Genomic DNA, 25,042 nt, shown 5'->3' with positions numbered 1-25,042 from the left:
TTACCACCAAATACCGCGGCGACGCTTAAAGAAGTAATAATCGAAGCCCAAGCAACGACCTGCTCCCACCCATGCCATGATAAAGTGAATTGCTAAAAAGGTCTTATAGAGATCCTCGTTCATCGGACCTGAGAAGAACAACATATTAAAACAAAGCAGAACACCTAAAAGTGCTACGGGACGAACCACGTATCCAGCAATGTAAGAAATCGCGATCGTGAATTCCAAACCCACGATAATGAAAGCCACGGTCTGCCAGTGAGGAATAATCTGGCTGCTCACAAAAAGTTTATACCAATTAGGAGCATGACTTGCCGGAAGCCACTCGGCAATTTGATCTGCAATGCGCGGACGGGACAAAAAGTCGCCCTTAAATTTGCTCATCGCTTGCTGCAAATAATAATAGCCCAAGAAAACTCTCAGGAACGAAATTGGCAATAGATGGCCGACGTATTTAACGCTTTCAAAAAAGGCTACGAACATGTGTCTGATTAGACACCTTTTTGCGGGCAATGCTCAAGAAGAAAACACCTCTCACAGAGAGGTTTGCGCGCCTTGCAAATTTGCCGGCCGTGGAAAATCAGTTCATGTGACAGCTTAATCCAATGATCTTTGGGGACGAACTCACAGAGACGCTTCTCGATCGCCACAGCGTCCTCCCCTTTCACCCAGCCCAGGCGATTGCTTAAACGAGTGACATGAGTATCAACAACAATACCGCTGGCGATATCAAAGGCATTTCCGAGCACAACGTTCGCAGTTTTACGGCCAACCCCCGCAAGCTCGACAAGCTCATCCATCTTATCAGGAACCTGACCTTGATGCTTTTCGACCAGCGCTTGAGCACACGCTTTGATATTTTTAGCTTTGTTTTTATAGAAGCCCGCAGAGCGGATGAGCTCTTCAAGGTCTTCCTGCTTAGCTTTGGCCATTTTCTCCGGCGTCGGATACTTGGCAAAAAGCCCCTTCGTAACGATGTTCACGCGTTCGTCAGTGCATTGTGCAGAAAGGATGGTTGCGATCAGGAGCTCAAAGGCATTCTTGTGATCAAGGGCACAGTGAGCATCGGGATAATATCTGGGTAATAACTTGAGAACGATGGCGGCGTTCGCCGGTGCTTTTTTCACCGACCTAGGTCCTAGGCTTTATCGCCAAAGTCGCCGATAGCTTCTACCGGGCAACCTTCCATTGCTTCTTTGCAGGCTGCTTCTTCTTCAGGAGTTTCAGGCTGTTTGGTCACAAAGGCGTGGCCGTCTTCTTCGTGCATTGAGAAGTTCTTGGGAGCTGTTAAAACGCAGGCATCACAAGCAATACAAGATTGATCTACGAACATCTTGCCGTGCGCGTTTTCTTTCCATTTTTGATCTAACTCAGCCATCTCAATGCCTCCAAGAGGGCCCCAATATAATGCAAGACCGGAAAAAGTCAAATTCCGCCTCAGGACCGAGGTCGCATTTAGGGCCGGATGGCGGCTAAAACCCCTAACAAACACTGAAGAAAGGGGCCGATTTCGTTAAACTGAAAGGGACATTCTAAGGAGGATCCATGGAAGGACCGCGTTCACCCGCAGAGTCAGAATTGCCGTCAGTACTCAATTTTTTGACCCAGAGCCTTCGTTCTGAAGCCAATTGGTCTATAGCCGCCGAATACCCGACGGCGTTATCGAGTTCGAACCTCCACAACATGAGAATTATTACCGAAGCCGACGAGGTTGTTTCGCACGCCGTTTTAAAGCCCCTTGTTGTAAAATCTCCCCATGTAATTTTCAAAGTGGGCGCTATCGGGTCGGTTGTAACTAATGAAAATCATCGCAATAAGGGACTCAGCACCCAAATTATCGAGGATTGCATTGCCCAGGCGACTCGCCAACAATGCGATATCGCGATCCTTTGGACGGATTTGTATGACTTCTATCGCCGCATCGGTTTTGAACTCGCTGGCACTGAAATCAGCATCGTGGTGGAAGAAGAATTCCAAGCCCCAGATCCTTCTTTGCGTTTATCAAAAGACTCGAAGGTCGCGGCCGAGGCCATTCACCGTCTTTACTCGACTCATACAGTGAACTCAGTGCGCACAGTTGAAGAAACTCGTAAGTATTTAGCAATTCCGCAAACCCAGGTTTATACGGCTTGGGACTCTTCGGGCCAGCTCGCAGCGTATGCGATTGAAGGCAAAGGCGTCGACTTGGGCGGCTACATTCACGAATGGGGCGGCTCGGTCACTGCGATTATGACTTTGCTGAGCTTTATCCGCCGTGAAAAGCAGCAGCCGATCACAATCATTGTTCCGCGCCACTCACAAAACTTGATTCAACGCCTGCGCGAAAAACCGGTTACTTACAACCAAGGTTACTTGGGTATGATCAAGATTTTGAACTTCGATCAGCTCTCGGCAAAAATTAAACGCGCCTTCCGCGCTGAAGGTATTTCTGACATCGTGCTGGAAAAGCAAAATGGTAAGTTTGTATTTGGTTGCGGCCAAGACCTCGCGGTTTTGGGTGGCGAGCAGAATCTGACTCACCTGCTTTTCGGTCCCGTGGATATCGCTGAACTCGAAGTATTCAAACCCGAGACTGCCGAGAAATTATCTAAAATCCTCCCTCTGAACTTGTGGATCTGGGGCTGGGATTCTATATGATTCAGTTCCTCCGCCGTTCCGCTTTGTTAGTGCTCCTCATTGCAGCGACGAGCTGTTTAAAGCCGCCTTCTTTAAGCGACGATAACGGTCCCGAAGTGGCGGCGGACGAAGTGCAAAAAGCAGTTCTTTCCGCATGGGACAACGCTGATTTTAACTCGATCAAGCTCAATGAGTTCTTGTACGTCGAGCAAGACCAGAAGATCAGCACTCTGGATCCAAAAGTGGTTTACAAAGAGGCCAGTCAAATTATTGCCCGTACCGAAAATACCGACACGATCGATTACAAGTTTTTGATTCGTTCACAGGCCATGGAAAACGGCAATTTTAAACCTGTGACATCGTATGAAGACAATATTTCTGTTACAAAGACCACTCCCTCGGTGACCGAGGCTCCAACGACATCGGCGATTCAGGGTAAAGGTCTTCCCGGCTCTGTTGAGGAGCTGCAAAAATCGATGGCTAACGGAACTGTGGGTGTTCGCTCCGGAACTGGCACGAGCCATTTCCTCGGCGTCCTCATGGTGCAGAACATGCTGAGTGCTTGCGTTAAAAGCGAAAACTGGGATGTAACATGTCACAACCTGCAAACTTCAGAAGGCATGATGTCTCCGCCAACAGGAGTGTCCGGTCAGCAAGATTGCGCCGGCATTCCGAATTGCCAGATCCGTTACAAAAAAGTCGCGTTTGATCTCGTCGTCAACTTTAAAGACGAAGACTCTGGCAGCACGCGCACTGAGAAAGTCGTCTATGAAATGACTTTCAGCCCCGATGTTCCTTACCTCTCGCGCCTGACGGAATTCTGCTATCAAGGCATGGTACCGACTTCTTCTCAAAAAGTTCTCGTTAAGATTTGCAATCGCGTCCAAAATTTCGAACCTGGACAGAATTAGATTCATAGACAAGTTGCGGAGCCTTCGTTAGAGTTGAAAGATCTCTTTCACTCTCACGGAGGACCCTTTGAAAAAAGTAGCCGTCGTTCTTGCGGGTTGTGGCAACAAAGATGGGGCTGAAATCACTGAAGCAGTGAGCCTCTTGATTGCACTCAGCCAAAATGGTGCCGAGTATATGTGTTTTGCTCCCAGCGTGGAGTTCGAAGCTCTCAATTTTACCACTGATCAAGCCATGGGCCAGAAACGCAACGTCCTCACTGAGGCCGCTCGCATCGCTCGTGGCAATATTCAAGATCTGAAAACTCTCGACGTTAAAAAGTACGATGCTTTAGCATTCGTCGGCGGCTTTGGCGCGGCGAAGAACTTGAGTGACTGGGCCTTCAAAGGCTCGAAGTGCACGGTTCTTCCTGACGTAGAAAAAAACATCAGAGCTTTTCACCAAGAAACTAAACCGATCGCGGCGATTTGCATCGCGCCTGTTCTGCTGGCGAAAGTTTTGGGCAGCGAACGAGTCACTGTGACTCTCGGTGATGATAAAGAAACTATCGCTGAAGTTTTGAAAACCGGAGCGCAGCACGAAGTTTGCCCAGTGGATGATTATGTCACTGATCGCGAAACAAAAGTCATTACAACACCGGCTTACATGTATGGTAATGCAAAACCTCACGAAATCTTTAAAGGGATTTCTGGATTAGCAAAAGAACTTGTGGAGATGGCATGAAGAAAACAGTAGCACTCATTTTTGGCGGAAGATCTTCAGAACACGAAGTATCCATTCGCTCGGCTAAAAACGTAGCCAACGCTCTTGATAAGACAAAATATGACTTCATCTTGGTTGGCATCAGCAAAGAAGGCTCTTGGTATCGCTTTAGTGGCCTTGAAGTTTTCGACCAAGTGGTGCGCTTGTCTGACAAATCTTTGCCTGCAGGCTCGGACCCCGTGGCCTTGATCTCTGAAGGCGGTAAGCCCTTGTTTTTCTCTCTGAAAAACCAGACAAAGACGACGGTCGATTGTGCCTTCCCGGTTTTGCATGGCACTTTCGGTGAAGACGGTACGATTCAGGGTCTTTTCAAAATGATGAACTTGCCATTTGTGGGTTGCGGTGTTTGGTCATCAGCAGCTGGCATGGATAAAGAAGTGATGAAGCGTTTGCTCGCTGTCGCGCAGGTTCCGAATGCGAAGTACGAACTTCTGACTCCAGAGCACACACCTTCTTACGACGAACTTGTGAAAAAACTCGGTACGCCATTTTTCATTAAGCCTGCCAACGCGGGATCATCTGTCGGCGTTCACAAAATCAAAGACAAAGCGGGTTTTGAAAAAGATTTGAAAGACGCTTTTGCTTACGACACAAAAGTATTGGCTGAAGAATTCATTCAAGGCCGCGAGATTGAATGCTCTGTGATGGGTCTGAACGCGACTGCCAAGGCCTCTTTGCCCGGCGAAGTGATCGCGCACCATGAGTTCTATTCTTACGATGCGAAATACACGGATGAAAACGGCGCTTCGATTGTGATTCCTGCGCAATTAACTCCGCAAGAAGTTGAAAAGATCCAAAAGATGGCTGTGAAGACTTATCAAGTGATGGGCTGCGACGGTCTCACCCGCGTCGACTTCTTCTTGAAAAAGAACGGCGACCTTTACGTGAACGAGATCAACACGATCCCTGGCTTCACGAAGATCTCGATGTATCCAAAGATGTGGGAAGCAACCGGTGTCGGTTACACCGAGCTGATTTCTAAACTCATCGGCTTCGCTTTCGAAAAGCACGCCGCAGATGAGAAGCTGATGTTCAGCTACGCAGCTTTGAACTAAAACAGCTCTAAGTAAAAAAGAGGCCGGGTGAACCCCGGCTTTTTTTATTCCTGACAGCGGAAGGCCTCCGCATTTCCTAATTTTAAACAAACTTGACCTTTAAACTGTCCTGGCAGCCCTGGCACTGAGTCTGCACGATCTCGAGAGCATCCACCCGGACCGATTTGGTCTCTCGGTGTGCTGTCATTGGCAGCTCCTTTGACTCCTGCTTCACCCGCTTCTCCGACTGTGTTCGTCCAGTTAATATTGAAACTATTATTATCAACGACCTCCAAGTTGAGGCTCCCCGGGTTCCCGCCATTAGCTCCATCAGTAGGACACCCGCCATGCCCTCCTTCAGACAGATAGCCATTCTTACCATGACCGCCGCCTTCGCCATTCAGTTGAACATCAAGAGTGCCACGCGCCTTCCGCGCTGAAATGATCACAGCTCCCCCAGTTCTTCCATTCATTGCAAAGTAAGCTTTCGCACCCGACGGAAAATTACGGATCATTGCACCTTCGGTGACTAGCTCCTTAGTAATAATAGTGAGAGTCTTATCTTCCGTGGTTATCACAGCATTCTCAGTTAAAACCACGCGATCCGCCTCAACCTTTAAATGCTGAGTCAGCTTCACTGGCCCATCGATCACATAGTCAGGCACCGCTGCCGTCTGGACCTTCGGCTCGTCCTTGGGTTTGTCTTTCAGTTCCACAGCGCAGCCGGCTTGTAAGCAGAGAAGTATCAAAACGGAAATTTTATGTTTCATTGCAATCCCTCCAGCTCGGGGTTGCTTACAAAGCTTAGACCAAGGTCTGATTCACCTAATTGCGTTTTAGTATCCGGAAAGCGGAGGGCGTCCGGACCTTGGCCTGTGAACGGATCTTGCAGTGAGGTCTCTAGTACAGAGGAGTTACATCTTGGATAAATCGCAAAACATTATAGAGAAGATGCAATATTTTGAAAAAGCAGATTGTGACAAGCATCGTGAGTTTATAAATTCCCAAAGCAATTGCGTACTTTGCGGCACCGTTCTGGAACTTTCACATGCCGTAGATCATATCGTTGGCCACATCCGCGAAGAAGCTCACTGCCCTTCTTGCGAAGTTCGTACCCGCGCTCGTTTCCATCCATTGAATTAACGACAAATCCCTGACTGCTGTTTCGCCAAAGTTTTGCCGGTTTTAGAGACCCGTCAAGACTTTGACGTCAGAATAGAATCTTTCCCATGGCCCCATATCCACAAGGCCAAACGTCGTTTGGCGATGACCGGGCTCAAAGTTCACAGGGAACCAAGAGTTCACAGACACCGTCCCCACATCGATCTTCTCGGCAACCTTCAGCGCTTTTTCTGAATTCGGCGCCCAGATGACAGCCGAATGACCGTAGTAACCGGTATTCGCCCACTTCACCATCTCGTGCTGATATTTCACCGCCGTTAAAATCAGAATTGGACCGCGGATTTCTTCTTGTTGCATCTCTGAACAGTTCGGTAGATCGAGGCTCACCGTCGGCTGGAAGAAGTAACCAGTGCTGTCGGCCTTTGCGCCACCGGCGATCAGCTTGCCTTCTTCCATTTTGATTTGCTGAGCTTTGGCTTCGAGTTGTTGCAAAACTTCCGCTTGGATCACCGGTAACCAAGGACTTGAATCTTTTGGTGACGTCGCGGGCTTGAGGCTCGCTAAGTATTCTTTTAACTTTTCAGTGAATTCTTTCTGGAAAGACTCCAGAACGAAAATTCTGGTCGTGTTCCAGCAGAGTTGCCCCTGGCCGATCAAAAAACTTTCAAGAATCTGCGGCATCTTGTTTTGGAAATCGACTTCATTCAAAACAAAGATATTGTTTTTAACACCCGAGTGGATTTGTACTTTCTTAAACTGTGGCAAAGCCCCCTGCGTGATTTTTTCTGCATTCGTTAATTTACCGACGAAATTCACCGCACGGATCGAAGGATGAGCCGCAAGCAATGCGCCCACTTCTGAACCACGGCCCTGAATCAACTGCACAAGACCTTTCGGTGCATTTGCCGCTGTCAGCACTTCGCCCATGATTTTCGCAGTCACCGGAGAAAGTTCTGAGATCTTAACAAGACAGATATTTCCCGCAGCCAGTGCTGGAGCTAAACGCTCCGCCAATAAACGCAGTGAAAGATTCCAGGAAAGAACGATCGAAATAATTCCCGTCGGCTGTGCTTGTAAGTTTTGTGATTTGCTTTGCTCAAACCTTAAAACAGCTTCAGCCGCCGTACGGAATTGTTGAATGGCGTACTGCAAACTTTTCTCACGCACAAAGTTTAACGGCAAGCCTTGGTGAAGAGCTTCTTCGTAGGCGTACTCTTCGGCTTTTTCTTCAAGCTTCGCGGCGATGCTGGTCAACAACTCCGCTCGTTGGGCGAGAGTCCATTTTTCCATTTCAGTTTGGGCGCGTTTGGCAGCTTGAATCGCACGGATCACATCCATGGCATCAGACGCTGCGACATTCCCGAGAACCTCGCCATTAAACGGATTGGTCTTTGCAAAGCTGGCTTTGCTTTGAGATTGAGAAAATTCGCCATCAATAAAATTGAGAAACTCCTGTGCGCCCATGGCCCCCAAGATCCTGCAATTCCCCCCAAAAAGCAAGAAAAGCCCCCGAAAAGGTACCAGGTCGCTTTTCGGAATTGACATATCTAAACAATTCGGAAGCAAGGCAAAGAACTGAGTGGGACTCAGGGGCGCAGGAGGCGCAAATCCGCCCAAAGGGCGGACGCTGTCGAGCCTGGAGGGCGTGCCTGCGAAGTTTTCTGCTAAGTACTTTGCCTTGCTTCCGAATCCCCGTTTGGGTACCAAGTCAATTCCGAAAAGCGACCTGGTACCTTTTTAGAATACAGTTTGGTTACGGTATTGCATAAGGCGAGCTGCGATTTCGTTGGTTTCGGTGATTTGTTCAGCCACACCAACTTCAATTGCTTTCTGTGGAGCGTAAGGGAACTGAGCTTCCTCAGGATGCTGAACCACGGTCATTCCGCCTTTGTTTTGAATAGCGGTCAAGCCATCCACTCCATCCACACCAAAGCCTCCAAGGAGAATTCCATACACGCCACCCGCATATGCCTGCGCTGCTGATTGGAAAAGGACATTGGCTGACGGGATTTGCGACGCCACAGGAGCGCCTTTTTCGAGCTTCAATTGCGGACCGTTAGCCGTATTGAGGACTTTGCCATGATGGCCCGCCGGAATGAAGTAAACATTCCCCATACGGAGCCAGTCGCCGTCTTTTGCAGCCGATAACGTGACCTTCGTTTTTCCCTTCATCTTCTGAAGGAAGCTTTCCAAGAAGTTCGTCACGATACTGCAAGAGATCACCACCGGCGGAGTATCCACCGCGAGGCCTTCCAAAACTTTTTCTACCGCTGTTGCACTACCGGCATTTCCGCCCATCACAACGACCTTGAGTTCTGCCGTTTTCTTTTTCATCTTCGCACTGGCTGAAATATTCATGTCAGCAATCGGAGATGGTGCCGGCTTTTCTTTCATTTTCTTTAAAACATTCACAGACGCCGCTGCACGCACTTTTTCAACAAGCGTCCCAGCGAGGTCTTTCAGAATTTGCGGGTCAAATTGCGAAGGCTTATGAACGAACTCCACGGCGCCAAGCTCCAACGATTTCATCGCTGCTTCCCCGGTACTTCCAAGTGACGACACCATAACCACCGGAGTCGGTTGGAACTTCATAAGCTTTTCAAGGAACATCACGCCGCTCATCCGCGGCATCTCGATATCTAAAGTCAAAACATCCGGTTTCTTGGAGGCAATCAGTTCGCGAGCCTGATAAGCATCCGCAGCGGCGCCCACGACCTCAAGGCCACTCTTCTGGAAAATATTTGTAAACAGCGTTCTGACCGTTGCCGAGTCATCGACAATCAAGACCTTTACAGACTTTGCAACTGCGAGCGGTTTAAAACCAGAGACGTCCACCGTCGCACTGGCCCCCGCTCCTTCATTGCTAAAATTGTGAAGCACATCAAAGGTCGCCGTATTAAGCTTTAAAGTCCGGCCGGACTCACCGCCAACGTTTTTCTCAACAACGCGAATTCCTCGTTCCCGCATCATTTGTTCAGCGACTTCAATATTGCGACGGCCGATGCTTTCCCCCATGGGAGACACCGCGATCACATTCCCACCGCCGTAGATTTTTGCCTGAAGGCGCTTTTCTGAAGCACCAAGGCGAACCATCTCTTCAATCAACATAGTGATGGCCGAGGTTCCATAACGAGGATTGCCAACATCATTTGGACCCAGCTCCGGCAGAAGATAGTGATTCAATCCGCCGATTCTTGTTTCTGGATCAAAGAGCGCCACGGACACGCAAGAACCCAAAAGAGTCGAAATCTGGGTTTCTTCTCTAAAAGCCGCAAGCTTGCCAGGAAAAAGATAGTGCTTATTCATGTCCCACCAATTTTTCGATATCTAAAAGCATCAGAGATTTTTCTTCGTGAATCACAAATTGATCAACGATCGGAGAAAGCAAGTTGGACTCTGAGCATTTTTGAAATTGAGAGGCTTCTATTTCTAAAACATCTTCGGTGGCATTCACTTCGAGCGCGAAGAAAGAGTCTTCGTACTCACAGACCACAAAATAGGTTTTTGCGCCGCTACTCTCATTTTGTTTGTTAAAACCAAAATCCGCCAAATTCATAACTGGAATCCCCTGCCCCCGGAAACCCATGAGGCCACGCACTCCACTTTGCGCCATTGGCAATGCATAAACCTTCTTACCGCCAACGATTTCAATCACGTTTTTAACCGGAACTAGAAATGCATGCTGATCTCGCACGCATTGCAAATAAAGCTGAGCCCCTTCGTCTAAGTGGCTGCGGAAAATTGAATGATATTTTTCAAAGAAAACCGGCGAATCAGCACGGGTCTTCAATAATTCCAGGTATTCCATTAAAGCAGCTGACACCCAAAGAGAGTCTTCTTTGCCGCCAATATCACCGTTTGCAACGGCGTTTTTTAGAATTTCCAATAGTCCGACAAAATGGCTCATCTCATTAGAACGCGCTTCCGCGATCCAATCGTCGACTGCGAGCTTAATTTCACCAAAATAATTTTCAAAGGTCTTAAAGCGCTCCAACGACTCCACTGTCGTCGTGATATAATGCTGACGCATCTCAAGAGCAAATTCATCTAAAGCTAATGCACTCATGCGCTCTCCTTCTGCAACAAGGTCTGCAGCTCCGTCGAATCTACGACATAAGCGATTTCTTCATCCGTCAAAACGGAATTGCCCTTAAAGCCAGGGGTTTTCTTAATGAGGCCCCCGAAAGACTTGATCACTAAGTCTGTCTGATGATCAATCTTGTCGACAAGAATTCCCAAATGGAAATCTTGAACATGCAAGAAGACAACAGACATCTTCTTAACATGATCCAAAGGCAATAAATTCTTAAACTGATAAATTTCTTCAAAAGTCATAAGCGGCACTGTGCGGTTTTCAAACTGACAGAAGCGCAGATGGTCAACGTCAGTAATATGCAACTCATCACAAGAGCTGATATGCGAAACTTCAGATAGCGGGAACGCAAACGTAAACTCGCTCCAACTCGCCAGGAGACAGCGTTCAACCAAAAGCTTCTTCGGCACAGGAATATGCAAAGAGATCTCAGATCCCTCGCCTGCTTTTGATTTGATTTCAATCTGGCCACCGTACTTTGTGACTATATTCTGCACAACGTCCATACCAACACCACGGCCCGACATCGTGGTGATTTTTTCTTTCGTCGAAAAACCCGGATGGAAAATGAAAGAGAAAATCTTTTCCTCGGGCATTTGTGATGCTTCCAAAGCATTCGTCAAGCCCTTGGCAAGAGCTCGTTGCAAAATGCGTTCTCTATCAAGACCACGCCCATCGTCCTTCACCACACAGTGAATCACAGAAGATTTCTCTTCGAGAGAAATACGCAACACCCCTTGCATAGGCTTACCGGCAGCGGTTCGATCCTCGGGTTTTTCAATCCCGTGATCGAGAGAGTTTCGCACCATGTGCATTAAAGCTTTATACATATCGTGCGCCAGGACCTTATCGACTTCGAGCTCAAAGCCGACATCTTCAAAGCGAACGTCTTTCTTTAATTCATAAGCGGCTTGGCGAACGAGAGGCACAAGTCCCGCAAAAGCTTCTTTTAACGGCAGCTTCTGGGCTTTATCCAAAATGCCCTGGAATTGATCTGAAAGCGCATTCAAAGAATGCGACAATGTGCCTTGGCGCTCGAGCACTTTTTTAACCGTGAGTTTTTCCGCGGCGTCTTCTTTTGTATCCAGCATGTTCTGGAAAGAGTTCTTCAACAGAATGAAATCGCTTGAAAGCTGCATAAGTGACGCCATATGTTCTTGTGAGAGCCAGATCCCATCTTCTTTATTGCGAGAGGCTTCAATTTCAGGTTCCACAACAGCGCTGCGCTCTGTGGTTGCAGACTCTGTCGACGTAAGCTGGAACGCTCCATAGCGAGCGATCAGCTCGATCGCCTCACTGAGCTCTTCGGGATAGATTTCGCGATGAGTGCGTAAGTTCTCCGCTAGAACTTTCAAAATGCGTGAGCTATGAAGGAAAATTTCAATGCACTCTTTTGTCGGCAAGATTTTCTGCTTACGCAGGCGTTCCAGCAACGTCTCAAACTCGTGCGACAAAGATCCCAAAAGCTGACCACCAGGAACTGCTCCAACACTGCCTTTAAGGGTATGAACTTTGCGGAAAAGTCCTTGTAACAGAATCTCATCATGAGGATGAGCCTCAAGGCGCAAAATATGATCATCAAGATCAGAAAGTATTTCTTCAGACTCCTTAAAGAAGGCCTCAGAAACAACTTGAACCTCATTGAAATCGAAATCGAGTTCAATGATTTGCTGTGATTTATTACTCTCTTCAGAATCCGACATACACCCTTGCGATCAATCTTAACCTGTTTGATAAGTTATCGGAATTACAAGAGGTTGCCTTAACGATGGAAATGCGAAGTCACTGGAATTTGACAGAAAAGTCGGTTAGAAATGGGCTGTAAACAAGAAGCGATAGTGGCGGGACGGCCTGGATCCTTTCGGCGCTTCAGCCGTCCGCCTGACAAAGTTGGCGAAGGTCTAGTACGGCTAAGAAGCCGCCACCTCCGCCTTGGTTATGTCATATGATTGAACCATAAGCACCACCTCCTTCCCAGCCACCAGAGTAGCTTTACTTCATATTACCTTTTTGCGAATTTCATCGCTACAAGAAAGAGGTCTAGTTGTCAGTTCTCAATATGAGACGCGTCTAACTAAACGCTTAAATGCTTAATAATTTCTGCTTGGATTTTTTTCATCTCTTCTTCAGAACGGCGCTGTGCTCTTTTGAAATCGAGGTCTGGAATGGACCACGCTGGAATGAGATGTAAATGATAATGAGGCACTTCAAAGCCGGCAACAATTTGTCCCACACGTGGACTGCCCGAGGCTTTCAAAATCGCTTTACCGATTTTCTGAGAGACAACATGAAGTCTTGCGTAGACATCTGTCGGAACTTCCGTCCAATGGTTGACTTCTTGCTTACAGATCACGAGCGTGTGGCCAAGATTCACTTGATCCAATGCCAGAAATGAAAAGATCTCTTCATCTTCATAGATTTTATAGCAAGGCAATTCGCCACTGATGATTTTCGTAAATACAGATGCCATGGTGTTCTCCTTAAAATCCCGTTTATTATTCACAGAGGTATTTCAAGGAGCAACACTTTACGCCCCAAACCACAATCAAAGCGCTTTCATCGAGCTAAGAATATCGGTGTTCTGGCCGTAGATGTCATCGGTGAAGCGAATGATATTATCACTGCTCAAAAACGATGTCAGGAACGCCGTATAGACCGGCATCGGATTCGTGAGATCGATCTTAATCGATTTATCCGCCACTTCTCCCGGTTTCAAGGTCGAAGCTTCAATTTTTGCACGATCCCATGCAGTTCCCTTTAAGAGATACTCCGCAAGATCAAACGGTTTTTCCAAGCGGATGCAACCCGAACTCAGCAATCTCTGCGGCTCCCAAAAGAGTTCGCGCTGATTGGTATCATGCAGGTAAACCGAGAATGAGTTCGTCAATTCGAACTTGATCACGCCGAGCGCATTCCAATAGTTCGGTTTCTGACGAATGTAGATATCCGCATCCAGACTGGCATCAAAAGACCACCAGTCGATCGTTGTCGGATCCAAACGGCGGCTCATATCTTTGTTCCAGACTTCATAGTTATGCGAATCAAAATAGTACTTAATCTGATAGCGCGGCAGATTGCGGATCTCTGTCACTTTATCTTCGATAAAGATTGTCGGCGGCACAATCCAAGAAGGATTCAAAATCACACGCACGATTTTATCTTTCATCGTTGGAGATTTTCTTTCCGCACGGCCATTGATCGTACGGAAGCTTGTAATGTACGCCGGATTTTGTGTCTTATCGACCATCACAAAATACGTCATGGCCAGATTAATAAAGATATAGCGATCTTCAAATTGACTTGGGAACCAGCGCATCTTTTCCATGTCTGCTTGTAATTGGCGGACACGATCCAGACAGCTGACGTTGAGGAATTTCGTCACCTTGCCGCTGGGATGAACCGCGCTATCAGGCTTGAGGTGTAAATTCCACTCAATATCGTTGATTGCATTGACAGACTCTTGATCAAAGGTGTCGTCAGGGCTTGAAATCGCATAACCCATAAACATCAGACGGCTCTTAATGGATGGAACCGCCGGATCTTTGACTCCCAGCTTAAGAACTTTTTTGGTTTTTCCAATGGGCGCCCACTGTCCATTGCTACAAGCGGGATAGATTTTCAATAACGTCGTTCGTAACGACACATACGGAGAATTCTGAGGCGCCAAGGATTCAATCAACAAATCGGCTTTCTGTCCCGTTGACACAATCACCGTCTGTAATTGCTGTGGCGTTAAGAATTTTTTTCGCTTGAATTTAATATCACCCGTGAGAGCTTCAGGATCGACGGAACCCACCGAGATATCACTCAGCAGACGTAAGAAGTTCTGATTCACGCGTTTTTTCATTTTCACGCGCTGATCAGGTCCTTTCATGTAGGTCTTTTCCATATCGGCCGTCCAGTATTGCGTCGGATTAAGCCCGTGCTGCCAGACTCCGCCGATGGCCGCCCTCATATCATCAAGAGGAAGCACGTCAATCACAGTATCATATTGGAGTTTGACTTGCGCCGTGAGCTCTTCGTCGTAGTCGAGCGGCAAGGCATGAACGACTGGAGAAAGAGAAAGCAGCAACATCAGAGTAAGAAAGATTCCCATAGTATCTCCTTAGATGTCTTAATTAAAAGAAACCTAATTCGCCCTTCTATGAAAACTTTAGAAAGCAAATAGAGAGATTCTGGAATTTTTAAAGAACCTATTTTGTCGTCGAGGGCTTCGACTGCTGTTGATCAGGCGCCTGCGGAGCTTCAGCATCAACACGAATTGTTCCTACAGGTTTCTTCTTAAGTGTCTTGCGGCGATAAGAAGCGCCCTCGGGATCGACAGCGGTCACATCAGGCCCACCCATGGCACTATTCGGTCCCAAAACACCACCATCATAAACCGGCCCCTGCTGTGTGGTTCCCGCCGAACCTCCAGAGCCTGCTCGCATGGTGTCTTCTGGTTGCGCTTGGACAAAAATAGAACTCAGGAAAAACACAGACAGTACAATGAAAGCTTTGCGGAAGGAACTCACGGCATGCCTCCTTGTGGGGCTTACAGTCTTAGAATAAAACCGTCCGTAGCAAAAGCCCAGTTACGTTCAGACGAAAGCCACGAAGAAAGGAATTGATTTCCGCAAAACCCGAAACGGAAAAGAAAAAGGGAAACGTTTCCGTTTCCCTTTCTATATTTAACATTGAGAAGTCAATTAGCGTTGAGCTACTGGCTTCCAAGTAAGGCCTTCTTTACCAGCCCATTTACCGCGAGGACGGTAGATACGGTTGTTCGCATATTGTTCAAACGCATGAGCGCACCAGCCCGAAATACGAGACGCTGCAAAGATTGGCGTGAACAAATCAGTTGGGATGCCCATTGCGAAGTAAACTGTCGCAGAATAGAAATCCACATTCGGCATCAAGCCTTTTTCTTTGTACATAGTATCGTCGATCAAAGTCGACATTTCGTACATGTGGTGAATGCCGGCGTCTTTCGTCAGCTTGTCAGACATGCCACGCAAGATACGAGCCCGTGGATCACCGTTTTTGTAAACGCGATGACCGATACCCATCACTTTTTCTTTAGCTGCCAAAGCATCTTTAACGAATTGCTGAGCTTTTTCCATGTTGCCGATTTTTTTCAGCATCAAGATTACTTGCTCATTCGCTCCGCCGTGCAAAGGACCTTTCAAAGCGCCGATTGCAGAAACGATTGCAGAGTGAAGATCAGACAACGAAGAAGCCGTCACGCGAGTTGCAAACGCCGAGCAGTTCAATTCGTGGTCCGCATGCAAGATCAAGCAAGTGTCCATTACTTTTACGTGCTCAGTTTTAGGCTCAGTACCGCCGCCCAACATGTACATCATGTTCCAAGCGATCGATTTGTCAGCTTTAGGAGTCACAGGCTCTTTGCCTTTGCGGATTGCATCGAATGCACAAAGAAGGGTGCCCATTTTTGCCGTCAAGCGAACTGACTTACGCAAGTTTGCTTCTGGGGAATTGTCGTTAGCATCTGAATCCCAGTGAGCCATCAAAGAAACAGCCGTGCGCAACCAGCCCATCGGATGAACATTGGTTGGAATGCCTTTCAAAACTTTGATGAAGTCTGGGCTCAACGCCATTTCTTTGTGAAGCTCTGCTGAGAACGCAGAAAGCTCGGAAGCATTTGGAAGTTTGTCGTTCCAAAGAAGATAAGTTACTTCTTCGAAAGTCGAATTAGCTGCCAAGTCGTCGATTGTGTAACCACGGAAATTTAAGTGATCACCAACGATGAATGATACTTTTGTTGTACAGGCTACTACGCCCTCTAAGCCTTTATCCAAGGCGCCTTCGTAAATAGTCACGTCTGCCATGTGAGTGTCCTTTCTGACCATCAATTTAAACAATTCGTCTTATCAAAAATTTACTAAACAAGTCACATACTTAATTTTTTGCAAGCTTAATGACTCGGTCTTTAACTTCCATCGCAATCACCGTCTGATCCCGGAGAGGAGTCTGGCGGCCGGTGAATTTCTCATTCTGGTGGAGAATCTCGTTGCGGAGTTCATGAACTCCCTGACGTGGCGCCATACGAATCGCCTCGCGCATGCCTTCTCCGCCCCACATTTTACCCTGAGTATCCTGTGCTTGAGTCAATCCCTCCGTGGCAAGAATCAAGCGATCGCGCGGGTTTAGTTGCAGTTTCATGCTATGTGGCTGTGTGTTAAAATCCTTCGCAAACGCCGGCCCACAGGACTCAAGCGTCTGCAGACTTTCCTGACCGTAAACCTGTAAACAGGCTTCTATTCGGCCGACCCCGCAATAGCTGAGCTCATACGAACGGCGATCGATCACACCATAAAACACACTGGCCTTGTCATTGTTCTGAATATTCGGGACCAGCTCCTTTGCCAGGAGTTCGATCATCTTGTGGGGTTCCAGGCCGCGGCGGGCCTCAATCTGCGAGGAAATCTTAATTAGCACCGACAGAAACAGTGCTGACATCGTGTAGCCTGAAGCGCTGGCGATCACGACGCCGAACTTCAGCTTATCTTCGTGCTCAAAAATATCGAAGTAGTCGCCGCCGTAACGATCGCCTGGTTGATATTTTGTGCTGCAGTCAAAGCCGGCGATGTTCGGGAGCTGAGTGGGTGAAAGCATTTTTTGGATGAGTCCCGCCATGCGGATCTCTTCGGTGATTTGCCCAATCAGATTTTCCAAAGAAACATTGGCTCGGCCGAGCTCCTGACGATATTTCAGAAGTTCGCGGTCCTTTGCGACAAGTTCCATTTCTAGTTCTTGAATACGTTCTTTGAGCTGATCGATTTCTTTTGCCATCGCCACTATCTTAGAACCGATTCTAAACCCGGCCAAGCACGGAAAATGAGCTTCGCGGAACCTGGAACATTTCCCGACTTTCGCCGTGCGTCCTGGTTCCATTTTCATTCACAAAAAACTCCACAAATAAAAGGTCTAGTTTTCAAAAATCAATCTTGAAATACCATCGCTACTTTTGTACAGTTTTTTCATGGCAAAGCGCTCCTCCCGAAACGAGCAAAGGTACGAAAACGCAGGATCTCAAGGTCCGATCAGGGCCTCCGAGCTGAGACGAATGTTTCAGTTCGGAGGCTCATTGCTCAAGAAAAGCAACGCCAAAACCGCCCGTCCTCTCAGCACCAAAAAGGCCATGCATGTGGTTTTGCGGTCGTCGAGGGCGACGGGCGAGTGGTCTTTACGGAATTTGCGGAATCAGAAAATTGTTGAACGAATACTGAGGCGACTCGCCAAAGAATACGGCATCAAGATTCATGAGTTCGGCAATGCCGGCGACCATTTGCATTTGCTAATACGGCTTAAAAACCGGGCAAGTTTTGCGCCTTTTATAAGGGCTTTGAGTGGCACAATCGCCTTGCAAGTGACCAAGGCGAATAAGCTCACGAAACTGAAGGAAAAGTTCTGGGATTACCGTCCCTGGACCCGGATTTTAGAGCTTAAAAAGGCCTATTCATTGGCCAAAGATGCATTGATACTGAACCACCTCGCGGCCATAGGTTATCTCGCCTATCGGCCGCGAACCCTTTATGAAAGCTACTTCCTCAAAGGTGCTCCTAGTTGACAAAAGTTTCCCTCAAAGCCCAGCTGATTACATTTTTGCTGATCACATTCCTGATTTCTTGGATTGAAGTCTACTTCATTGCCAAAGCCGAAGCCGGCATCAAAGACAATGCCCGTGTTTTTGCACTGATGTGGACACCGGGACTTGTCGGTTTAGTTTTGTCTTGGGTCTTTGGCTGGAGATTCAAGGACATTGGATTCAAACTTGGCAAATGGCGCTATTATCTCTGGGCCTATTTGGTTCCGGCCGTGACAGCGGTGCTAATTTTGATTGCGCTTATCACAACAGGGCTTGGCGAATTTCAACTAAGCCCGAAGCTTCTTGAAAAAGCCGGCAGTACGCCGAAAGCACTCATGCTGGTTCTGCTTGTGTCGCCTGTATTAGGTGCTCTGATTGGCTCAGTCAGTGCATTCGGTGAAGAGATCGGCTGGCGCGGATTTTTACATTCAAAAATGATCGCGCTCAATCTGCCCCACCCTTTTCTTCTGACAGGATTTATTTGGGCCGTTTGGCATTGGCCGCTGATTCTTTTTTCAAACTACGCGACTTCGGATCAGCCAGCTCTCAGTGTCGCGCTCTTTACGGTGACGGTGACTTCTTTTGGTGTCTTCATTGGCTGGCTCCGAGAAAAATCAGGTACCGTATTTCCCGCAGCACTGACCCATGGAGTTCACAATCTCTGGATACAGATGATCTACCCAACTTTCCTGAAACCAGGTGCTCTGGATCCTTATTTTGGCGGAGAGTCCGGCGTGATCATCGCCGTGATCTATGGCGTTCTCGCTCTTGTTATCTATAAGAAATATCTCGCGAAGGGACGGCTTAAGCCGCTTCAGATTTAGGTTCTTTGCTATTAAATGAATATCCTTGGCCATAAACCGAGACGATCATATTCATTTCGGCGCCCAGTTTTTTGCGCAAGTGGGCGATGTGAGTATCGATGCCACGAATTTTGATATGGGACCCTTGAGGCTCCCAGGCTGCTTGCTCAAGATTTCTACGAGTCACTACGTGACCTTCGCTCTTCACAAGCGTTAAGAAAATTCTGAATTCCGTCGGCGTCAACTCAAGATCTCTTTTGCTATCGCCCACTCTGTAGCATTTCAAAAACTCAGTATCGAAAGTAAAACCGGCAACGTTAACGGTGTTTTTCATAGGGTTTTGCATCCGGCGCAAAAGACGCTCAACCCGGGCACGGAGCTCAACCACATGAAAAGGCTTCGTCATATAATCATCTGCCCCACAGCTGAAACCATAGACCTTATCCGCCACCTCGTTTTCACTCGAGAGAATAATCTTAGGTACGTTTTGATAAAGTTGATTTTGACTAAGACGGACACAGAAATCAAAGCCGTTTCCGTCAGGTAAATTAATGTCGATGATGAGGAGGTCAAAAGAAGATGCCTTCAAAGCCTCTTCGGCTTCACTGAAAGTATGAGCATGAGTCACCACACTGGGTTTTAAGCCAATGGTGATCAAGTCACCAATATCCTGATTATCATCAATTAAAAGGATTTCAGCCATACCACTATTTTATCATTTTGCTTGTTTATAGCCCACTTTCGCTATGAGAAAATGCCGCCTCAAAATGAGATTTCATCCTAGCTTGAAACAAAAATGTCGAGTTCTCACGACCTTCTTACAACCCTGCCTTAAGCATTTTTTTGGGAAACTATTGGTGTACCAGGAGGAAGATATGCACAAGGAACGAGTTCATCAACTCCATCATTTTCGTACTCAGGTCCTCATTGTCGATGATGATGTTGATTCAGCACTGAAGGTCGAAACGATATTTCATCACCTGGGCTGCCAAACGACGTGTGCTCTGAATTGGAGCGAAGCCCTCAAGAAAATGTGCGCCACCAAGCCTGACATTATCATTATGGATTGGCTTCTAGATCACGAAGTGAATGCGGCCCAGGTCATTAAACATTGCTCAAAGACGTTTGCAAAGTTTAATAGCCAAGCCAGTTCCATGAAATATCGTACGCAGAACCGGCCGCAAGTTATTACGTATTCAAGTCTGACGGACGCGGAAATTAATGTACCACAAACTCCGTACTTTGATCATTTGGATCACTGGCAAAAACCCATACCCCAGCGGGAATTACTGATTCGAGCCCTTGGGCTCTTGAATCAGCTCCACCGCTAGTAAGGAGGATTTATGTTGTACACACCTAAGCCATTCACACAAGTTTTAGATAAAGTGGAGCTCCAAGAGCTCATTGACAAGTTGCCGGCGAATTCTTGGATCGACAACAGCTTTCAAATGGAGAACGATCTTTGGCGCTTTCAATTTGACTGCAATCATGTGGGCGGAAGCTTTCATGCGACCGGCGTCGGGCAAAGCCCGCACGAAGCTTTCATGGTGGCCCGCCAGCTGATCATGCAACAGCTCGATCACTGGCATAAGACGCGGTTCTTAAACCTAAATATTTCAAATCCGCCGCCGCGAGTTTTAATCGTCGATGACGATGTGGACCTTGCTTTAGCAATGCAAACGGCGCTGACCGATTTGGGTTATCACGTTGACGTCGCCAACAAGCATGAAAATCTGCATCACACCATCGCGGAAGGCAATGCGGATTATATCTTCCTCGATTGGAAGCTCGACAACAATGTCACCGCAGGACAGGTCATGGAGAAAACGAATATGCTGATCGATAAGTTCGCAGATCTCCGCCACAAGTTTGAGATCCATCCACCGCGAATTGTGACTTACTCTTCGCTGGATTGCACAGAGACTCTGCTGCCGGAATCTGGGAAACACTACTTCAAGCATATTGATCATTGGCAAAAGCCCATGCCCTTCCGCGAAGCGATCGAGCGAGCCTCAGGCTTGCTGACCGCAAAATAAAGGAGGTTCCCATGAGTAAGTTCCATACCAACACTGCTCTAGACTGGGGAAGCGACGATGAGTATACAGACACCAATGACGACTTGCTCGCAATGGTGCCGCCAGAGCTGCTTCATCTCCTCCCTGGGTTTTTAGCGCGACGAGAAAGTGAAGTGACCGAGTTGTCGGACTATTTAAAACTCCGGCACTTCGAGGCTATCAAGTCGGTCGGCCACAAGCTCAAAGGCACCGGACTCGGATATGGTTTTCAAATCATCACCGACATCGGCAAAGACCTTGAGCAAGCCGCTCTTGATCAGGATATAGAAGAAATTCAGTTATCGATTGCAAAGCTCTCAACTTTTTCCCACGAGCTAAAAGCACTCATGACTGTGGACTCAACAAGGAAGTAACGTCCCCTTTGCGGCCAGGAGAAGCGAGGCCCGTATGCAACGTTTAGTGCCGTTTAAGAATCAATGGAAAAACCTGTCGGTCTCCCACAAACTCTATGCGGTGGTGGGAGTCATGGCAGTGCTTATTGCCACCGAACTTTTCACTCTGCTATTTGCAATGAATATCTTATCTGCCGTGCGGGCTTTCGTGGGTGGCGAAGGCCTTTGGTCAAAAGCGCAGAAAGATGCGGTGCTTGAAATTCAAACCTATGCCCGCACCCGCGACGAAAAATACTATCAAGCTTTTCGTGAACACCTTAAAGTTCCGCTCGGAGATCACGCGGCTCGCCTCGAGATGCAAAAACCTAACATGGATATGGCCGTCGTCACTCAAGCATTTCTTGAAGGTCAGGTCCATCCTCAGGATATTGTGCCCATGGTGAAACTCATGCGCCGATTTAACGAAGTATCCTATCTTCGTGAAGCTATTTTCGCCTGGGAGAAAGCGGACCAGCAGATTTTTGCTATTATTGATGCCTCCGAACAGCTGCATCAACTCATCAATCAGTCCGGAGGGCGCCGAGCCAGTGATGAAGAGGTTCAGGCTCTGATGGACAAAATTTTAGTCATCAACAAAGAAATCACGGAGTTTGAAAATCAATTCTCATCGACTCTCGGAGAAGCATCACGGTGGCTTGAAAGCACGCTGATGATTCTTTTGATTATCGCTGTAATTACAGTTGAAAGCACCGGTTTGCTTTTAACGATCACCTTCAGCAAAGGCCTTACCCGAGTCCTAAACGAGCTCAATGGCTTTGCCAAAAAAGTAGGGTCCGGTGATTTTTCCAAGAAGGTTCCTGTGCGGTCCAATGATGAACTTGGACACTTAGCGGCTGCTCTCAACAAAATGACTGAAGAGCTTCAAGAAATGCACAGCGAACGGCAAATTGCAGAGCGCTCAAACCAAATCAAGAGTCTGTTTTTGGCAAATATGAGCCATGAGATCCGCACCCCACTGAATGCGATTCTGGGTTTTGCCGACCTGCTGAAGGACACCTCCCTTCCCCGCAGTGAAAGCGGCAAATACCTCGAGATCATTGAACGCACGGGCCTTGGTCTGCTCACGATCATCAATGATATTTTAGATATCTCAAAAGTCGAAGCGGGCAAACTTGAGATCGAAAAAGCTCCTTGCTCTCCACAACAGATTGCTTCGGATTTAGAGGCTATGCTCAGACTTCGCTGTGAAGAAAAAGGCATTACGCTGAATTTTGAAATGATTGATTTACCGAAAAGAATTGTCACCGACCAAAGCCGGCTTAAGCAGATTCTTATCAACATCATCGGCAATGCGATCAAATTCACCTCTCAAGGTGGAGTGAAAGTGACATTTCGAACTGAGGCACAAAAACTCCTTTGTAACATTCAGGATACCGGCGTCGGCGTTCCGGTTGAAAGCCGGCACAAATTATTTCAGCCCTTTTCACAAGTAGACCTCTCGATCCGTAAAAAGTATGGCGGCTCCGGGCTGGGGCTGATTTTATCGCGCCGCTTGGCGAATCTCATGGACGGTGATGTCATTCTAAAACACAGTGAACCTGGACGTGGCAGCGAATTTGAAGTCTCCATCGTTTTTGATGCAGATACTACTGCGGAGGCTCCAGCCAAAAACCGACAAACTCCGACAGAAAGTTCGACCAACCTTCATGGAAAGCGCATTTTAGTCGTTGAAGACTCTACGGACAATCAGCTCTTAGCGCAGCAATATCTACTTAAAGAAGGTGCGGAAGTGGTTATTGCCAACAATGGCCTTGAAGCGCTACAGGCAATGACCGTAAATACTTTCGATCTTGTGCTGATGGATATGCAAATGCCGGTGATGGACGGATACACCGCCACCCTCGAACTACGAGATAAGGGTTTTAAGACTCCCATCATTGCACTGACGGCTCATGCGATGAAAGAAGATCTGAAACGATGCCTGCATTCAGGCTGCAATGATTTTCTCTGTAAGCCTTTTCGTCGCGGAGATTTACTCAACATGATAGCCCAGTATTGCCAGTCCAACGGCTAAGGAGTTTTCATGTTGTTATTCAGCCACTCCATCAAATCGAGACGAGCTTTCCACGGATCTTTCCCCATCAGGATCGAAGCATCCGGCTGAAAGCTTAAGATATTTGACTGCCCCGGATCAAACGGCATCCACATCGGTTGCTCAGAACCATTTGGGTCTCCGGTTTTTGCAAAGATGCTGACGTAGTTATTGAGCATGCTTCCCATGGATTGATCGGCGGCCGAGACATCTTTACCAAAGCGAGCTTCGAGAGTTTCAAACAAAAATGGCAACTCACTTGAATGACCCGCTCCTTTTACTTTGGATTTCTCAACATCTGCGACGTAATAGAAACGATAGACCCAAGTTTTATTTCCCGCACTGGTCATTGCCTTTGCTGCAAACCTTGCAGGCTCATTCATGATCTGGTCAGATCCCACCTCTTGATTCAATTCATCAGCCGTCTTCAGGCCATCGGGATCATAAACAGTCCTTGCCTCATCAGCCTTCGCACCAAAAAGAGCAAACACCTCTTCTTTGCTTTTACCCAAAATGGCGGAGATGTCTCTACCCGTTGTACCGATCACAAGCGGGATCTTCGCCGCTTTTCCATTACTTAAAACTTTTCCCGGCTGGGCAATAAAGATTTTCCCATCGACAATCGGACCGCCGGCGTAAATTTGCGACTCAGCTCCTGAAATCAATGACGACATATTCAAGTCACCGCGCACATCTTCTGCCGGTAAAGATCTCAGTGCTGCCAGCGCTTGTACTCCCGCCCCTTGGACCCCATGCGCGACGGCAAAGTTAATCCCTACTGTCTCTGCAGTTTTTGTTGGACCTGTATTCAATGGCAAGCCGCCAAGAATTGTGCTGCGCCCGCCACCCGACATGACAACCGCGCGATCAAAGAGTTTTTTGTCCTGCTGTGATGTCATCATTGTTAAAATCGAAATGCCACCCGCAGATTCGCCGATGGCTGTCACTTGATTCGGATCACCGCCGAAGGCTGCAATATTTCTGCGAACCCATTGAAAGGCATAAATCTGATCCATAAGGCCGTAATTGCCGAGAGGTCCTTCTTGAGCGGCCGTCAGTGCGGGGTGAGCAAAGAAGCCGAAGCGTCCCAACCGGTAATTAAAACTCACGAAGATCATGCCTTTTTTCGCAAAGCTTGACCCATCATAGATGGCGGGAGATGAGCCTCCATTCACAAATCCACCGCCGTAAACCCATACCAGGACTGGCAGCGATTGTCCCATCGGCACAATCGCCGGCCGCCAGACATTCATGTAAAGACAATCTTCAGAAGAAGGAACTGTTGGCGGAGCAGCATCTTGCGGATCCGGCTTCTGCATACAATCAGATCCGTAGTCCATGGTTTTACGCACACCAATCCAAGGTGGCATGGGTTGAGTCTCTCGCCAGCGGAAATGCCCCACCGGTGGAGCCGCATAGGGAATTCCTTTAAATGACATGACATCAAGATTCACCGCGCCTTCGATAAATCCTGTGTCGAGCTCAACCACGGTCGCTTTTTTTGGCTCAGCAGCCTTTGCACCGGCGAAGACCAAAAGGCTCAGCACCACAAGGTAAGTTTTCATTGCTCCCCCCACATTCCTAGCAAACCACAAACAGTCGACGGAGATACTCCC

Annotated in this window: 26 protein-coding genes; 11 read left to right on the top strand and 15 right to left on the bottom strand. The window is 47.7% G+C overall.

The genetic code is table 11. The annotated features are described in order from the left end of the window. The 3 genes from JSU04_06870 to JSU04_06860 are packed head-to-tail and all read right to left on the bottom strand — an operon-like array spanning position 1 to position 1,378. Positions 1–483, bottom strand: a complete 483-nt coding sequence (locus JSU04_06870; GenBank protein ID MBS1970012.1) for a DoxX family membrane protein — start codon at positions 481–483, stop codon at positions 1–3. Between the two features lie 8 nt (positions 484–491). Next, a complete protein-coding gene (gene nth / locus JSU04_06865) occupies positions 492–1,127 on the bottom strand; it encodes an endonuclease III (GenBank protein MBS1970011.1) in 636 nt (211 codons plus the stop codon). An 11-nt stretch (positions 1,128–1,138) separates the two neighbouring features. Then, positions 1,139–1,378 carry a ferredoxin gene (locus JSU04_06860; GenBank protein ID MBS1970010.1) on the bottom strand — a complete coding sequence of 80 codons (240 nt, stop codon included), beginning with the start codon at positions 1,376–1,378 and terminating at the stop codon, positions 1,139–1,141. A 167-nt stretch (positions 1,379–1,545) separates the two neighbouring features. On the opposite strand from JSU04_06860, the gene JSU04_06855 reads away from it, so the two are divergent. The 4 genes from JSU04_06855 (at position 1,546) to JSU04_06840 (ending at position 5,342) form a co-directional block, all read left to right on the top strand. Continuing rightward, a complete protein-coding gene (locus JSU04_06855; GenBank protein ID MBS1970009.1) occupies positions 1,546–2,637 on the top strand; it encodes a GNAT family N-acetyltransferase in 1,092 nt (363 codons plus the stop codon). Further along, positions 2,634–3,527, top strand: coding sequence for a hypothetical protein (locus tag JSU04_06850; GenBank protein MBS1970008.1), 894 nt, complete (start codon positions 2,634–2,636; stop codon positions 3,525–3,527). Before JSU04_06855 ends, JSU04_06850 begins: the two co-directional genes overlap by 4 nt. Before the next feature lie 67 nt (positions 3,528–3,594). Further along, on the top strand, positions 3,595–4,248 hold the full coding sequence (gene elbB, locus JSU04_06845; GenBank protein MBS1970007.1) for an isoprenoid biosynthesis glyoxalase ElbB: 654 nt from the start codon (positions 3,595–3,597) through the stop codon (positions 4,246–4,248). Further along, positions 4,245–5,342 (top strand): D-alanine--D-alanine ligase, encoded by a 1,098-nt coding sequence (locus tag JSU04_06840; protein MBS1970006.1) that lies wholly within the window; start codon positions 4,245–4,247, stop codon positions 5,340–5,342. The genes elbB and JSU04_06840 overlap by 4 nt, the downstream gene beginning before the upstream one ends. Positions 5,343–5,386: 44 nt before the next feature. Here JSU04_06840 and JSU04_06835 read toward each other — a convergent pair whose 3' ends face one another. Then, a complete protein-coding gene (locus tag JSU04_06835) occupies positions 5,387–6,091 on the bottom strand; it encodes a hypothetical protein (protein ID MBS1970005.1) in 705 nt (234 codons plus the stop codon). A 181-nt stretch (positions 6,092–6,272) separates the two neighbouring features. Between JSU04_06835 and JSU04_06830 the strand changes: the two genes are divergently transcribed. Then, positions 6,273–6,464, top strand: a complete 192-nt coding sequence (locus JSU04_06830) for a hypothetical protein (GenBank protein MBS1970004.1) — start codon at positions 6,273–6,275, stop codon at positions 6,462–6,464. A gap of 42 nt (positions 6,465–6,506) precedes the next feature. Here JSU04_06830 and JSU04_06825 read toward each other — a convergent pair whose 3' ends face one another. The 9 genes from JSU04_06825 to JSU04_06785 all read right to left on the bottom strand — a co-directional run bounded on the left by JSU04_06825 (position 6,507) and on the right by JSU04_06785 (position 17,328). Beyond that, positions 6,507–7,907: an aldehyde dehydrogenase family protein gene (locus tag JSU04_06825; GenBank protein ID MBS1970003.1), complete on the bottom strand. Its 1,401-nt coding sequence runs from the start codon at positions 7,905–7,907 to the stop codon at positions 6,507–6,509. Between the two features lie 273 nt (positions 7,908–8,180). Then, complete coding sequence (locus JSU04_06820; protein MBS1970002.1) at positions 8,181–9,749, bottom strand: response regulator; 1,569 nt, start codon at positions 9,747–9,749, stop codon at positions 8,181–8,183. Next, positions 9,742–10,509 carry a chemotaxis protein CheW gene (locus JSU04_06815; protein MBS1970001.1) on the bottom strand — a complete coding sequence of 256 codons (768 nt, stop codon included), beginning with the start codon at positions 10,507–10,509 and terminating at the stop codon, positions 9,742–9,744. The genes JSU04_06820 and JSU04_06815 overlap by 8 nt, the downstream gene beginning before the upstream one ends. Next, the gene (locus tag JSU04_06810) at positions 10,506–12,239 is read right to left on the bottom strand and encodes an Hpt domain-containing protein (protein ID MBS1970000.1); all 1,734 of its coding nucleotides are present in this window, start codon (positions 12,237–12,239) and stop codon (positions 10,506–10,508) included. Before JSU04_06810 ends, JSU04_06815 begins: the two co-directional genes overlap by 4 nt. Positions 12,240–12,610: 371 nt before the next feature. Further along, on the bottom strand, positions 12,611–13,006 hold the full coding sequence (locus JSU04_06805) for an HIT family protein (protein ID MBS1969999.1): 396 nt from the start codon (positions 13,004–13,006) through the stop codon (positions 12,611–12,613). A gap of 75 nt (positions 13,007–13,081) precedes the next feature. Next, on the bottom strand, positions 13,082–14,632 hold the full coding sequence (locus JSU04_06800; protein ID MBS1969998.1) for a L,D-transpeptidase family protein: 1,551 nt from the start codon (positions 14,630–14,632) through the stop codon (positions 13,082–13,084). A 97-nt stretch (positions 14,633–14,729) separates the two neighbouring features. Beyond that, positions 14,730–15,050 carry a hypothetical protein gene (locus tag JSU04_06795; GenBank protein ID MBS1969997.1) on the bottom strand — a complete coding sequence of 107 codons (321 nt, stop codon included), beginning with the start codon at positions 15,048–15,050 and terminating at the stop codon, positions 14,730–14,732. Between the two features lie 174 nt (positions 15,051–15,224). Continuing rightward, positions 15,225–16,364: a citrate synthase gene (locus tag JSU04_06790; protein ID MBS1969996.1), complete on the bottom strand. Its 1,140-nt coding sequence runs from the start codon at positions 16,362–16,364 to the stop codon at positions 15,225–15,227. A 70-nt stretch (positions 16,365–16,434) separates the two neighbouring features. Further along, the gene (locus JSU04_06785) at positions 16,435–17,328 is read right to left on the bottom strand and encodes a SpoIIE family protein phosphatase (GenBank protein MBS1969995.1); all 894 of its coding nucleotides are present in this window, start codon (positions 17,326–17,328) and stop codon (positions 16,435–16,437) included. 274 nt (positions 17,329–17,602) lie between these two features. On the opposite strand from JSU04_06785, the gene JSU04_06780 reads away from it, so the two are divergent. Both JSU04_06780 and JSU04_06775 read left to right on the top strand, forming a co-directional pair. Further along, positions 17,603–18,106 (top strand): transposase, encoded by a 504-nt coding sequence (locus JSU04_06780; GenBank protein ID MBS1969994.1) that lies wholly within the window; start codon positions 17,603–17,605, stop codon positions 18,104–18,106. After that, on the top strand, positions 18,103–18,948 hold the full coding sequence (locus tag JSU04_06775) for a CPBP family intramembrane metalloprotease (GenBank protein MBS1969993.1): 846 nt from the start codon (positions 18,103–18,105) through the stop codon (positions 18,946–18,948). The genes JSU04_06780 and JSU04_06775 overlap by 4 nt, the downstream gene beginning before the upstream one ends. Here JSU04_06775 and JSU04_06770 read toward each other — a convergent pair. After that, positions 18,929–19,630, bottom strand: a complete 702-nt coding sequence (locus tag JSU04_06770; GenBank protein ID MBS1969992.1) for a response regulator transcription factor — start codon at positions 19,628–19,630, stop codon at positions 18,929–18,931. The genes JSU04_06775 and JSU04_06770 overlap by 20 nt on opposite strands. 172 nt (positions 19,631–19,802) lie before the next feature. On the opposite strand from JSU04_06770, the gene JSU04_06765 reads away from it, so the two are divergent. Genes JSU04_06765 through JSU04_06750 form a run of 4 tightly spaced genes read left to right on the top strand, consistent with a single transcriptional unit; the run spans position 19,803 to position 23,408 of the window. Continuing rightward, positions 19,803–20,258 (top strand): hypothetical protein, encoded by a 456-nt coding sequence (locus JSU04_06765; protein MBS1969991.1) that lies wholly within the window; start codon positions 19,803–19,805, stop codon positions 20,256–20,258. A 12-nt stretch (positions 20,259–20,270) separates the two neighbouring features. After that, positions 20,271–20,963, top strand: a complete 693-nt coding sequence (locus JSU04_06760) for a hypothetical protein (GenBank protein ID MBS1969990.1) — start codon at positions 20,271–20,273, stop codon at positions 20,961–20,963. An 11-nt stretch (positions 20,964–20,974) separates the two neighbouring features. Beyond that, the gene (locus JSU04_06755; protein MBS1969989.1) at positions 20,975–21,355 is read left to right on the top strand and encodes a hypothetical protein; all 381 of its coding nucleotides are present in this window, start codon (positions 20,975–20,977) and stop codon (positions 21,353–21,355) included. Positions 21,356–21,389: 34 nt separating this feature from the next. Continuing rightward, positions 21,390–23,408 (top strand): response regulator, encoded by a 2,019-nt coding sequence (locus JSU04_06750; GenBank protein MBS1969988.1) that lies wholly within the window; start codon positions 21,390–21,392, stop codon positions 23,406–23,408. On the opposite strand, the gene JSU04_06745 is transcribed toward JSU04_06750, so the two are convergent. Next, a complete protein-coding gene (locus JSU04_06745; protein MBS1969987.1) occupies positions 23,405–24,991 on the bottom strand; it encodes a carboxylesterase family protein in 1,587 nt (528 codons plus the stop codon). The genes JSU04_06750 and JSU04_06745 overlap by 4 nt on opposite strands. Positions 24,992–25,042 lie beyond the last annotated feature (51 nt).

The organism is Bdellovibrionales bacterium (genome assembly GCA_018266295.1).
GTDB lineage: Bacteria > Bdellovibrionota > Bdellovibrionia > Bdellovibrionales > Bdellovibrionaceae > JACMRP01.
Note: the sequence above shows the minus strand (reverse complement) of the source record. Positions and strands in the feature narration are given on the sequence as shown.